The following is a 12,258-nucleotide window of genomic DNA, read 5'->3' as shown; positions in this document are numbered from 1 at the left end:
TGCCTTTTTAATTATCTTTATTTTTGAAATTGAAAGACATTCTCTGCAATAGAGATACAGCTTGGCGGACAAAGCGGACATGCTTCAGGGCATAGAGGCTTTGGGCCGCTAAAAAAGGGAGGGAGAAAGATGCATCGAGGCAAAGGAATGAAGTTTGTAGGAGACTCCCGTGTTCCTGCAGAGCGCAAACCGAACATCCCGAAGGATTATTCTGAATATCCCGGAAAAACGGAGGCGTTTTGGCCAAACTTCCTTTTGAAAGAATGGATGGTAGGTGCCGTCTTTTTAATAGGGTATTTAATCTTAACCATTTCTCACGAATCTCCGCTGGAGCGTAAGGCAGATCCGACAGATGCAGGATATATTCCGCTTCCTGACTGGTATTTCCTTTTCTTGTATCAGCTTTTAAAATACAAGTACGCTGCCGGTGATTACGTTCTGATCGGAACGATTGTTATTCCTGGACTTGCTTTTGGAGCGCTGCTGCTGGCACCATGGCTGGACAGAGGTCCTGAACGCCGTCCTTCGCGCCGACCTGTCGCCACAGGATTAATGCTGCTTGCCCTTATTTCCATTACATATTTAACATGGGAGTCAGTGGTTACCCATGACTGGGAAAAGGCGAAAGAACAGGGTAAGATCGTTGAGAGCAATATTGACAAGAACGATCCGGGCTATCAAGTGTTCAAAGGCCAATCCTGTGTAGGCTGTCATGGATCAGAACTGACAGGCGGAACGGGGCCTTCGCTCATAGGCACAGGATTAAAACCTGAAGAGATCATGAAAATCGCCAAAGAGGGTAAAGGAGCTATGCCTGCAAACGCTTATAAAGGCAATGAAGCTGATTTGAAAAAATTGGCAACCTTTATCTCAAAATTAGAAAAGTAACATCTAAAAAGCTGGCTTTCATAGTCAGCTTTTTTTACATCAACCGGCAAGTGAGGAGAGGGAAAAAATGATCTATCTATATGGAATCCTGAAGCAAAAATGGTTCCTTTCCAGTTTGCTTATCATCAATATTCTTGGAACGGCCTACGGGTATTACTGGTATAAAGACCAGCTCGCGGAAACCCCGCTGAAGTTCGTTCTTTTCGTACCGGACAGCCCGACGGCAAGTCTGTTCTTTGTCTTCGTGCTCATTGCCTTTCTAGTTGGAAAAAATCTTCCCTATATTGAAGCGCTGGCGGCAGTCAGCCTGTTTAAGTACGGAATATGGGCAGTCGGAATGAATATTGCCGGCGGTCTCGTGGACCCTCCACTGTATTTGGCGAACTACATGCTGATCTTCTCTCATCTTGGAATGGCGGTGGAAGGGCTCCTGTACACTTCATACTATCGGATTCGCCTCCGTCATCTGGCAGTAGCGGCTCTTTGGGCCTTTCATAACGAGATCGTCGACTATGTATACGGCATGATGCCAAGGTATGATGTTCTTTGGGAACACATGCAGCTGATCGGTTATCTTACGTTCTGGCTCAGCGCTGTTTCGGTAATTCTTGTTTATTATTTAACGAGGGATCGGCCGGCTTCTTCTGGCAAATAAAGGTCTAACCTTGTCCGTTTCCACATATGATTTGTTATACCGTATGGGAGGGACAGGGAATGAAATTTATATTTGCCGCTATGTTCAGTATACTGCTTGTTTGTCTGCCAGTCGCGGCACATGCGAATGGGGGCCAAACAAGCAGCCTTGACAACGTCACTCAATTATCGGATAAAGCGCTGGAGCTTGCCAAAGAGGAACGGTATAAAGAAGCGAGCGAAGTCCTTTTCTACTTGTCATCTCAATTCGGCAAGGGCGCCTTAAAAACGGATCTGGGTGAAGATAAAATCCGCATGGTGGATGTTACGATGGAGGATACAATCGAAACACTGGGAAGAGCGGAAGAACCGCGTGATGTGAAGATCCACCAGCTTACAGGGGTCAGGCTGCTGGTTGACGCTCTCATATCCGATCACCAGCCACTATGGAAACAAACAGAGTATCAGCTCATCAATCCACTAAAGCATATGCAGCTTTCTTTACGAAACAATCAAAGCCAGGAATATCAGGAGGCTGCCAATGAATTTTTGGCCAACTACTCCATGATCCGTCCGGCCGTCAGCATGGATGTGACGGACACATTTTTTGACCGGGTGGATAAGGATGCAGAGTTTATCGACATCAGCCGGAACCGCATCTTTACCTCTTCAGCCGATAAAAGAAAGCTGGAATCCGTGAGATCCGATTTCGAAAAATTGTTTGCGGCAAAAGAAGACAACGCTGAACCTTCCTTGTTCTGGCTGATCTTTTCCATCGGGGGAATCATCTTTTCTACATTATTTTACGTAGGATGGAGAAAATACAAAGCGGAGAAGGAAAACGTAAAAGAAGTAGAGAAGCGATAGAGCATTCTGATTGACAGAACGTCCTGCAAATCTTTAAAATTAAAGTATCAACTATAGTGGAGGAATGCGATAAATGTCTTTTCTCATCTATTTTGCATTATTGCTGATTATCCCGATCTGGGCTCAGATGAGGGTAAAAAGCACCTATAACAAGTATTCAAAAATTGAAAACTCAACAGGTAAATCAGGGGCCGAAGTTGCCCGTGAGATATTGGACCGCAACGGGCTCTACAATGTCGCAGTTGAACCGGTCAGAGGAAGGCTGTCCGACCATTATGATCCCCGTTCCAAAGTGGTCCGCTTATCCGAAGAGAACTATTACGGCCATTCCATCGCTGGATCTGCAGTTGCCGCGCATGAAGTCGGCCATGCCATCCAGGATAAAGAAAGCTACGCACCGCTTCGCTTCAGGCATGCATTAGTGCCGGTTGCGAACCTCGGCTCGAATTTTGCTTACCTTTTGATTATTGCAGGAGCCATTTTCGCTTCCGCTAATCTGTTGTTAGTCGGTATCATCTTTATGGCGGCCGCTGTACTCTTTCAACTGGTGACACTTCCGGTCGAATTTAACGCCAGCAGCCGTGCGATGGATCAGATCGTAACCACCGGCATGATCCGGAACAACGAAGAGCGGCAGGCGCGAAAAGTCCTTAACGCCGCCGCACTGACATATGTGGCTGCAGCATTGGTTGCAGTATTGGAGCTTCTCCGGTTTGTTCTAATGTTCTTTGGAATGAATAATGATGATTAAATATGAAAGCCCCTGCTCAGGCAGGGGTTTTTTATGGTTTCATGCCGTAAAAGAGGGATTGGGTTAACACCTGAGCAGAGAATGGATTCAAATGAGTGGTCAATTGAACCGTACACAAAAAGCATGTTGAAGGTCAATTCCTTCAACATGCTTTTTCGGAAATGAATCATGTTTCTTAGTTCCCTATCGGATTCTTGTCGCTATCGAGGGTAAATCCTTCGCCCAGCACTTCGTGTACATCGTTAACGGTTACGAAGGCGTGGGGATCGACCCGTTCGATCACCTGCTTCAGCCGGACGATTTCATTTCGCGCGAAAACGCAATAAAGAACTTCCTTCTGGCTCCCTGTAAAACTCCCTTTGGCGTTGAGAAGGGTTGCACCGCGGTCAAGCTCTTTCATAATCAGTGCGGCGATCTCGGTATTTTTCTCAGAGATGATCATCGCGGCTTTGCCTGCATAGGCACCTTCCTGCATGAAATCGATCACACGGGCACCGATAAAAACGGCGACTAGCGTGTACATCGCTTCCTTGTAGTTAAGGTAAATGAGGGATACCGTGATGACCACCGCATCGAACATAAACATGGTCTTTCCCATGCTCCAGCCGAAGAATTTATGGCCGAGCCGAGCGATGATGTCAACTCCGCCTGTTGTTCCCCCAAAGCGGAAGATGATGCCGAGCCCGATGCCGATGAATACGCCGGCAAAAAGCGCAGCGAGCGTCATGTCCTGTTTAAGGTTAATCGAAATCGTTGAATAGCGCTGGAACAGAAATAAGAACAATGAGACTCCCAGCGTGCCGATTAGAGTATATATGAATGCGTTTTTTCCAAGAAGCTTCCAACCCACGAAGAAAAGAGGAATGTTGAGCGCAAGATTGGAATAGGAAGGGTCAATGTGGAACAAAAAGTAAAGAAGAAGGGTGATCCCGGTAAACCCGCCTTCCGCGAGATTGTTTGCCATATTGATGTGGACGATGCCAAATGAAAAGATGGCGGATCCCAGTAAAATAAAAATTACGTTTTTGCTGTGAATCGGAAATGTCATGAATGTGCCTCCTGAAACTTATGCGTTGCCTATCGTTTTGCGTTTTCATTATATAGGAAAAAGTTGGGGTGTTCAATCGCTCATGAAATTTGTCAAATGTCTTATTCTTCGCTAACATAAACATAGGATTGACGAAGAGGTGATCGTATTGAAAAAAACCATGCAGGATTTGCAGCAAGAAGTTGATACATATATCGGCCAATTTAAAGAAGGGTACTTCAGTCCTCTTGCGATGATGGCCAGGATGACAGAAGAGCTTGGTGAGCTCGCCCGTGAAGTGAACCACTATTATGGTGAAAAACCAAAAAAATCGACCGAAAAAGAACAGACCATAGAAGAAGAATTGGGTGATATTTTATTTGTCTTACTATGTTTTGCCAATTCGCTCGATATTAGTATGGAAAAAGCCTTTGATATGGTCATGAATAAATTCAAAACAAGAGATAAGGACAGATGGACACGCATCGAGGAAGGAGAAAAAGAGTAATATGAATCAACAAATATCTATTGTCATTGCAGGACCAAGAGGAAAAATGGGACGAGAAGCGGTGAGTATGGTCAGCGGAACCCCGCACTTTACACTGGCGGCAGTGATTGATTCCAAAAATGCCGGAAAGAAGGTTAGTGATCTGGAAGGAATGCCTTCTCTTGATGTCCCGGTTTTCGATGATGCGAAATTGTGTTTCGCGGAGATCCGACCGGATGTATTAATCGATCTAACAAAGCCGGAAATTGGAAAAGTCCATCTGGAACAGGCGCTTGAGCATAATGTCCGTCCGGTGATCGGAACGACGGGCTTCTCGGATGAAGATTTGGAGCGCTTGCAGAATCTGGCAAAAGAAAAGGAACTGGGAGCGATCATCGCCCCTAACTTTGCCATCGGCGCTATCTTGATGATGAAATTTGCGCAGATGGCTTCGAAATACTTGCCGGATGTTGAGATCATAGAAAAGCATCACGATCAAAAACTGGATGCTCCGTCGGGGACAGCCCTGAAGACGGCTCAGCTGGTCAGGGAGGTCAGAGAGCCAAAATCCCAGGGGCATCCTGAAGAGAGGGAGGATCTGCCTGGGGCAAGAGGCGCTGAACTTGATGGTATCCGAATCCACAGTGTGAGGCTGCCGGGGCTTGTAGCCCATCAGGAAGTGATCTTAGGCGGTGAAGGGCAAACGTTAACGATCAAACATGATTCTATGAACCGCACTTCGTTTATGCCGGGTGTTAAGATGGCGGTGGAAGCGGTTGTGAATCTGGATCATCTTGTTTACGGCTTAGAAAATATTATCGAGTAAAGGGTGGGGGAACGATGAGAATCGCCTTGGTTGCGCATGATAATAAAAAGCAGGAAATGATTAACTTTTCCATGGCTTACGAACCAATCTTAAAAAAACATGAGCTGTTTGCTACGGGGACGACCGGGCAAAAAATAATGGACGCAACCGGACTGGACATTCATCGGTTCCAATCCGGCCCGCTTGGGGGTGACCAGCAGATCGGCGCGCTCATCGCCCAGAATAAAATGGATCTGGTGCTCTTCTTCCGCGATCCTTTAACATCACAGGCGCATGAACCGGACATTTCTGCGCTCATCCGCCTCTGTGACGTATACCAGATTCCTGTTGCGACCAACGTGGCGAGCGGGGAGCTTTTTATCCGGGCGATGGAACGAGGAGATTTCAACTGGAGAACGATTATTAAAGAAAGAGAAGGTCATCAATCATGAACAAAGAAAGCTGGCTGGCGGTTGGCGCCCATTCCGACGATGTAGAGATCGGGATGTCGGGCACGATATCGATTCACACGGCCAACGGCGGCAAGGCGACGATCTGTGATCTGACAAGAGCTGAATTGTCTTCCAATGGAACGGTAGAGCTGCGAAAGGAAGAAGCGGCACGGGCAGCCGCGGTGTTGGGAGTTTCCGAGCGGCTCAATCTGGGGCTGCCAGACCGCGGGCTGCAGATGAAAGAAGAATACATATTGGCAATCGTTTCCGTCATCAGGAAGCAGCAACCTGATTGTCTTTTTATTCCTTACTGGGAGGACCGGCATCCTGATCATGGCAACTGTTCAAGGCTGGCAGAGGAAGCCGCTTTTTCCGCGGGTGTCAGAAACATTGTGGATCCAGAGAGCCTGCCGCCTCACCGCGTAAAGAAAATCTATTATTATTTTATCAACGGTTTTCAAAAGCCTCAGGTCATGGTCGATGTTTCAAATGTTTATAAGAAGAAGATAGCCGCTCTTCAATGTTATGAGAGCCAGTTCGTGAAGCGGGATGACAGTTTTGATACCCCTTTGGTCAACGGCTATATCGAGTCAGTGAGCGCACGTGAGAAGATGTTCGGGCATGAGGCGGGAGTAGGGTATGCGGAAGGCTTCATGACAAAACGGCCCCTATTATTGAAGAATTTATAAGGAGAAGCGCTATGAAGCTTAAAATAGGAATTACTTGTTATCCTACTGTAGGGGGATCAGGTGTGGTAGCGACGGAGCTTGGAAAGCTGCTGGCAGAAAAGGGCCATGAGATTCATTTCATCACCTCAAGCTTGCCTTTCCGGCTCGGCAAGGTGTACTCCAACATCTTTTATCATGAAGTAGAGGTAAACAACTATTCGGTCTTTAAATATCCGCCGTATGACCTGGCGCTTGCGAGCAAAATGGCAGAGGTGGCCAAACGGGAGAAGCTGGATATCATTCATGCGCATTATGCGATCCCTCACGCGGTCTGTGCCTTCCTCGCTAAGCAGATGACTGGCGAAAAACTTAAAATTGTTACCACGCTCCATGGAACAGACATCACGGTGCTCGGATACGATCCTTCTTTAAAGGAGATGATCAAGTTCGGCATTGAGAACTCAGATGCTGTGACCGCTGTTTCCAACAGCCTGAAGGATGATACATACAAGCTCCTCGGTGTGAAAAACGAGATTCAGCCGATCCACAATTTTGTGGACGAAAGGGAATACTTCAAACTGGAAGCCACGCATCTGAAAGAGGGATATGGCATTAAACCGGAAGAAAAGGTAATCATCCACATCTCCAATTTCCGGTCGGTCAAAAGAGTCCCGGATGTGATCAGAGCGTTTCATAAAATCGTAAGCAAAATTCCAGCAAAACTCCTTCTGATCGGAAACGGGCCAGAACTTACGGTCGCCTGTAAACTGGTGGAGGAGCTTCATATTGAGGAGCACGTGCTCTTTCTCGGTAAACAAGAGAACGTGGCAGAGCTGTTTTCCATCAGTGATCTAAAGCTTCTTCTTTCAGAGAAAGAAAGCTTCGGGCTCGTTCTCCTTGAAGCGATGGCCTGCGGTGTGCCCGTTGTCGGCACGAATATTGGAGGTATTCCCGAGGTGATTCTCGATGGTGAGACAGGGTATATCTGCGAGCTTGGAGACATAGACGGCATCGCTGAAGCGTCACTTTCCATCCTGACCGATGAGAAAAAACAGCATACGTTTGCATATCAAGCGATGCAGCACGTCAGGGATCATTTCCATTCGTCCAAAATTGTGGGAGATTATGAAGAATTATATTACAGTGTGCTAGAAGGATAGGATAATATGAGCGATCTTTTTAGAGGAGCACGGGTGATCATGGGCAAGCTGCTTCAAGCTGGCCATCAGGCTTATTTAGTGGGCGGATGTGTGAGAGACTATCTGTTGAATCGCGAAATCGGGGATATTGATATCGCTACGTCTGCGCGCCCTGAGGAGGTTCGTTCCCTTTTTTCAAAGACGATCCCAGTCGGCATTGAACACGGGACCGTCATTGTGCGCATGGAGCATGTTTCCTACGAAGTGACGACGTTTAGAAAAGAAGGGACTTACACGGACCGGCGCCATCCGTCCTCTGTTGAGTATATCGATTCATTGGTAGAGGATCTTTCAAGAAGAGATTTTACGATCAATGCCATCGCGATGGATGAAGACGGAAACCTGCATGATCCGTTCGGCGGCCGGCAGCATCTTAAGGAAAAGAAAATCAAGACTGTCGGTGCCGCTGAAAAGCGCTTTATGGAAGACCCGCTCCGCATCATGAGAGCTCTCCGATTTTGGTCGGTTCTGGGCTTTACACTGGAGGCAGAGACAGAGAAAGCGTGTACAGCTCTGGCCGATCAATTAAAAGCAATCGCAGTTGAACGCATTGCGATGGAATTTATAAAACTTTTAAGGGGTGTTGAAGCACCTTCCTGCCTTAAGTTCATTTTTAAATCGGAGCTCGTTTTTTCTCTGCCTGAACTTCATCGATACAAGAACTCTGCAAATTCCCTGTACGGAGTACAATGGACCGGACTCGAGCATGATGAGGAAAGATGGGCTGCGCTTCTATTCGTGCTGGGGGTTGAAGACTCTGCAGCTTTTTTAAAAGCCTGGAAACAGTCCAATGCATTGATCCGTTCAGTGCAGCAGCTTATCGGCTATCTCGGGAAGGATGAGCTTGCGCGGATGGATCTTTATGATCTGGGAGAAGAGCAGGCGGTATCCTGTCAGCGTGTGATGAACGTCATTAAAGGCAAACCGGTTGGCGAAATGCTGACTTTGGTGCAGAAGCGTTTTCGGGAGCTGCCGATTCATCAGCGGAAACAACTGGCTATCAACGGAAAAGACGTGGTCAAGGATAATGAAAGAATGAAAGGGCCATGGATTCAGGAGATGCTGCGAAAGATTGAACAGGCCGTTGTGGAGGGGGAAGTTATCAACGAAAAAAGTGCCATCATGGAGTGGGTGAGGAGTTGGAAGGAAAAATGAGACAGCATTTGCTTCAGATGCTTATTCAGAATGAAGGCGCGTTTGTTTCCGGGCAGCAGATCAGTGATCAACTGAACTGCTCCCGGACCGCAATCTGGAAGCATATCACAGAACTGCGTAAGGAAGGATATGTGATCGATGCCGTTCAACGGAAAGGTTATCGTATCGTTTCTTCTCCCGACCGGGTCACTGAACATGAGATCAGTGCCCGTCTGAAATCAGATGTATTGGGCAAGAGCATCGTATATGAAGAGTCAGTGAAAAGCACACAGGAAATTGCCCAAAAGCTTTCTTACGAACAAAAGCCGGAGGGAACACTTGTAGTGGCAGATGAACAGACAGGCGGAAGGGGCAGGCTCGGGAGGCCCTGGCAGTCACCAAAGGGCACAGGCATATGGATGAGCCTTATCCTTCGGCCGGATATTCCGCTTCAAAAAACCCCGCAGCTTACCCTTCTCGCGGCTGTAAGTGTAACGAAAGCGATCTACAAAGTGACAGGCCTAAATGCAGAGATCAAATGGCCGAATGATATATTGATCAAAGGTAAAAAAACGGTGGGCATCCTGACCGAACTCCAGGCGGAAGCGGACCGTGTTCATGCTGTAATCATTGGAATCGGACTCAATGTAAATGTAACGAGTGAAGATTTTAACGAGGATGTAAGGGAGATCGCCACATCATTGAAGATTGAATCCGGAAAAGAAACAAAGCGGGCTGAACTGATCGCAGCCATCCTTGAAGAGATGGAGTTGCTCTATCAAGAATATTTAAGGAATGGTTTTGGTCTCATAAAACTGCTGTGGGAAGGGTACGCACACAGCATCGGAAGGCGAATCAGGGTAAGATCCGCCAGCCAGCAGCTCGAGGGAGTGGCGAAAGGAATCACTGATGAAGGCATCCTGCTCCTTGAAGATGATGATGGAAAGGTTCATTCGATCTATTCAGCGGATATTGAGATACCCGGAATGTAAATTATGTGGTACATTATAGAGTGTAGAAAAGGCGGTATCCCGCGGAGCGGGAACTGCACTTTCTGTGAACGTTTTGACAGATAGCGTTACATCTGCCTAGATCCATAATAGGACCGGGACAGAGGGATTCCGAGGTTTTTAAAGATGTATTGTACCCCTCTGTTTTATTGAGGGGTTTTTCCTCTGTTCCTCCGAAAAAAGGAGGAAAAAGGATGAAGACAACACAAAGTTTCATAGCCATGAAGCAGCAGAGCGAAAAGATTGCCATGATCACGGCTTATGATTATCCATCCGCACAGCTTGCGGAGCAAGCCGAAGTGGACATGATCCTCGTCGGTGATTCTCTCGGAATGGTGGTCCTTGGCTACGATTCGACAGTGCCGGTCACCGTGGAGGATATGATCCATCATGCCCGAGCTGTAAAACGGGGAGCCCCGAACACGTTCATCGTCACCGATATGCCTTTTATGAGCTATCATGCAGGCAGGGCGGAAACGGTGAAAAACGCGATGAGAATCATGCAGGAAACGGGAAGCCACGCTCTTAAGCTTGAAGGCGGTAAATCTGTGATCGAAACGATTGGATTTTTGGTTGAGGCGGGCGTACCCATCGTCGGCCATCTCGGGCTGACCCCACAGACCGCTGGTGTGCTGGGCGGATACAAAGTCCAGGGAAGAGCAGCGAAGGAAGCTAAACAGCTGCTTCAGGATGCCTTGGCGATCGAAGCGGCAGGAGCGTTCTCGCTTGTCCTTGAATGTGTGCCGAAGCAGCTGTCTCAGCTTGTGGCAGAGTCCGTCAAAATTCCTGTCATCGGCATCGGGGCAGGCAGCTCGGCGGATGGCCAGGTTCTTGTATACCATGACCTTGTCGGCTACGGTTTCCACCATGTACCTAAGTTTGTGAAGATGTATGCCCATTGTGCCGAAGGGATGAAAAAGGGTATTGAAGGCTATATCGCAGAAGTGAAAAAAGGAACGTTTCCTGCTGAAGAGCATTCATTTACGATGAAGCCGGAAGAAGCAGAAGCGCTTTACGGAGGGAAATAAAGGTGAAGATCATCAAGAGCATCAGCGAAATGAGCGCATTCAGCGCCGAAGCGAAGGCGGAAAGGAGATCGATCGGTTTTGTACCGACGATGGGCTACCTCCATGAGGGGCACGCTTCACTCCTGGAACAGTCGAAAAAACAGAATGACTTCTGTATTCTGAGTATCTTTGTCAACCCTCTGCAGTTTGGCCCGAATGAAGATTTCGACCGCTATCCACGGGATTTTGAACGTGACGAACAGGTTGCCCGAAATTATGGGGTGGACGCAGTATTCTATCCTGATGTAAAGGAGATGTATCCATCTGAACCATCTGTAACTATGAGAGTAAACAAAAGGGTGGATACGCTCTGCGGAAGAACACGTGAAGGCCATTTTGATGGAGTGGCTACCGTTCTGACAAAACTGTTTCATATTATTTCTCCGGACAGAGTTTACTTCGGAATGAAAGATGCCCAGCAAGTTGCTGTAGTTCAGGGCTTGATCTCGGACCTGAACTTTCCGGTAGAGCTCGTTCCCTGCCCGACGGTGCGTGAAGAAGACGGGCTTGCCAAGAGCTCGAGGAACGTCTATCTTTCTGAAAGGGAGAGACAGGAGGCGCCGGCCTTGTACAGGACCCTCCGGGAGGCTGCAGAACGTCTCTTGGAAAGAGAAAATATTACACACATTAAAGAAAAAATGGTAGAGTATTTAGAGAAGCAAACGAGCGGAAAAGTGGACTATTTTGAGATTTTATCCTATCCGGAGCTGGAAGAAGCCCATGAAACAGACCGAGAAATGATTATCGCCCTCGCCGTGCAGTTTAAGAATGCGAGATTGATTGATAATATAACCATTAATCCTGATGGAAGGAAATATAGGTGATTCGTATGTTCAGAACGATGATGAAAGGCAAAATACACCGCGCACGCGTGACGGAATCGAACTTAAATTACGTGGGAAGCATAACAATAGATGAAGATATTCTTGATGCGGTTGACATGCTGCCGAATGAAAAGGTACAAATCGTCAACAACAACAACGGAGCGAGATTTGAAACCTATATCATTCCTGGCCCCAGAGGAACGGGAGTTATGTGCCTGAACGGAGCTGCTGCGCGGCTCGTCCAAGAGGGTGATGTGATTATTGCTATCTCCTATGCCATGATCGAAGAGGAAAAAGTTTCTTACCATCAGCCTAAGGTTGCCATTATGGATGAGAATAACCGAATTACAGAAATTTTAGGTTATGAACCGGCTTCAACGATTCTTTAACCCCTTGCTCAAGGGGTTTTTCTATTTACAAAGGCTTGGTGTCATGCAAGGAACCAC

At 47.3% G+C, this 12,258-nt stretch carries 15 protein-coding genes; 14 read left to right on the top strand and 1 reads right to left on the bottom strand.

Translation table 11 applies throughout. From position 1 onward, the window contains the following. Nucleotides 1–129: 129 nt before the first annotated feature. The 4 genes from QYF49_RS16345 to QYF49_RS16330 all read left to right on the top strand — a co-directional run bounded on the left by QYF49_RS16345 (nt 130) and on the right by QYF49_RS16330 (nt 3,139). Complete coding sequence (locus QYF49_RS16345; RefSeq protein WP_290400670.1) at nt 130–888, top strand: menaquinol-cytochrome c reductase cytochrome b/c subunit; 759 nt, start codon at nt 130–132, stop codon at nt 886–888. A gap of 67 nt (nt 889–955) precedes the next feature. Beyond that, nucleotides 956–1,543, top strand: a complete 588-nt coding sequence (gene lhaT / locus QYF49_RS16340) for a lipoprotein heptaprenylglyceryl N-acetyltransferase LhaT (RefSeq protein WP_290400669.1) — start codon at nt 956–958, stop codon at nt 1,541–1,543. A 59-nt stretch (nt 1,544–1,602) separates the two neighbouring features. Then, nucleotides 1,603–2,388: a sporulation protein YpjB gene (locus QYF49_RS16335; protein WP_290400668.1), complete on the top strand. Its 786-nt coding sequence runs from the start codon at nt 1,603–1,605 to the stop codon at nt 2,386–2,388. A gap of 73 nt (nt 2,389–2,461) precedes the next feature. Continuing rightward, on the top strand, nt 2,462–3,139 hold the full coding sequence (locus QYF49_RS16330) for a zinc metallopeptidase (protein WP_290400667.1): 678 nt from the start codon (nt 2,462–2,464) through the stop codon (nt 3,137–3,139). A 175-nt stretch (nt 3,140–3,314) separates the two neighbouring features. On the opposite strand, the gene QYF49_RS16325 is transcribed toward QYF49_RS16330, so the two are convergent. Continuing rightward, nucleotides 3,315–4,187, bottom strand: coding sequence for a YitT family protein (locus tag QYF49_RS16325; protein WP_290400666.1), 873 nt, complete (start codon nt 4,185–4,187; stop codon nt 3,315–3,317). 160 nt (nt 4,188–4,347) lie between these two features. Here QYF49_RS16325 and QYF49_RS16320 point away from each other — a divergent pair, with 160 nt between their 5' ends. From QYF49_RS16320 to panD, 10 genes are all read left to right on the top strand, one after another. Further along, the gene (locus QYF49_RS16320) at nt 4,348–4,674 is read left to right on the top strand and encodes a nucleotide pyrophosphohydrolase (protein WP_290400961.1); all 327 of its coding nucleotides are present in this window, start codon (nt 4,348–4,350) and stop codon (nt 4,672–4,674) included. A gap of 1 nt (nt 4,675) precedes the next feature. Further along, entirely contained in the window at nt 4,676–5,479 is an 804-nt protein-coding gene (dapB, locus tag QYF49_RS16315; RefSeq protein WP_290400665.1) for a 4-hydroxy-tetrahydrodipicolinate reductase, read from the top strand. A 14-nt stretch (nt 5,480–5,493) separates the two neighbouring features. Next, a complete protein-coding gene (mgsA, locus tag QYF49_RS16310; protein ID WP_290400664.1) occupies nt 5,494–5,910 on the top strand; it encodes a methylglyoxal synthase in 417 nt (138 codons plus the stop codon). Beyond that, nucleotides 5,907–6,599 (top strand): bacillithiol biosynthesis deacetylase BshB1, encoded by a 693-nt coding sequence (bshB1, locus tag QYF49_RS16305; RefSeq protein ID WP_290400663.1) that lies wholly within the window; start codon nt 5,907–5,909, stop codon nt 6,597–6,599. Before mgsA ends, bshB1 begins: the two co-directional genes overlap by 4 nt. Nucleotides 6,600–6,610: 11 nt before the next feature. Continuing rightward, complete coding sequence (bshA, locus tag QYF49_RS16300; RefSeq protein ID WP_290400662.1) at nt 6,611–7,738, top strand: N-acetyl-alpha-D-glucosaminyl L-malate synthase BshA; 1,128 nt, start codon at nt 6,611–6,613, stop codon at nt 7,736–7,738. 6 nt (nt 7,739–7,744) lie between these two features. Continuing rightward, the gene (locus QYF49_RS16295) at nt 7,745–8,932 is read left to right on the top strand and encodes a CCA tRNA nucleotidyltransferase (protein ID WP_290400661.1); all 1,188 of its coding nucleotides are present in this window, start codon (nt 7,745–7,747) and stop codon (nt 8,930–8,932) included. Next, nucleotides 8,917–9,903, top strand: a complete 987-nt coding sequence (locus tag QYF49_RS16290; protein WP_290400660.1) for a biotin--[acetyl-CoA-carboxylase] ligase — start codon at nt 8,917–8,919, stop codon at nt 9,901–9,903. The genes QYF49_RS16295 and QYF49_RS16290 overlap by 16 nt, the downstream gene beginning before the upstream one ends. Nucleotides 9,904–10,115: 212 nt before the next feature. Beyond that, entirely contained in the window at nt 10,116–10,949 is an 834-nt protein-coding gene (gene panB, locus QYF49_RS16285; RefSeq protein WP_290400659.1) for a 3-methyl-2-oxobutanoate hydroxymethyltransferase, read from the top strand. 2 nt (nt 10,950–10,951) lie between these two features. Further along, nucleotides 10,952–11,812: a pantoate--beta-alanine ligase gene (gene panC / locus QYF49_RS16280; RefSeq protein ID WP_425589597.1), complete on the top strand. Its 861-nt coding sequence runs from the start codon at nt 10,952–10,954 to the stop codon at nt 11,810–11,812. Between the two features lie 5 nt (nt 11,813–11,817). After that, the gene (gene panD, locus QYF49_RS16275) at nt 11,818–12,201 is read left to right on the top strand and encodes an aspartate 1-decarboxylase (protein WP_290400658.1); all 384 of its coding nucleotides are present in this window, start codon (nt 11,818–11,820) and stop codon (nt 12,199–12,201) included. The last annotated feature ends 57 nt before the right edge of the window (nt 12,202–12,258 follow it).

The sequence above is a fragment of the Fictibacillus terranigra genome (genome assembly GCF_030412265.1).
In the GTDB taxonomy this organism is placed as follows: Bacteria; Bacillota; Bacilli; order Bacillales; family Fictibacillaceae; genus Fictibacillus_C; species Fictibacillus_C terrinigri.
The sequence above is the reverse complement of the archived record's forward strand: the minus strand, read 5'-3'. Positions and strand labels throughout refer to the sequence as shown.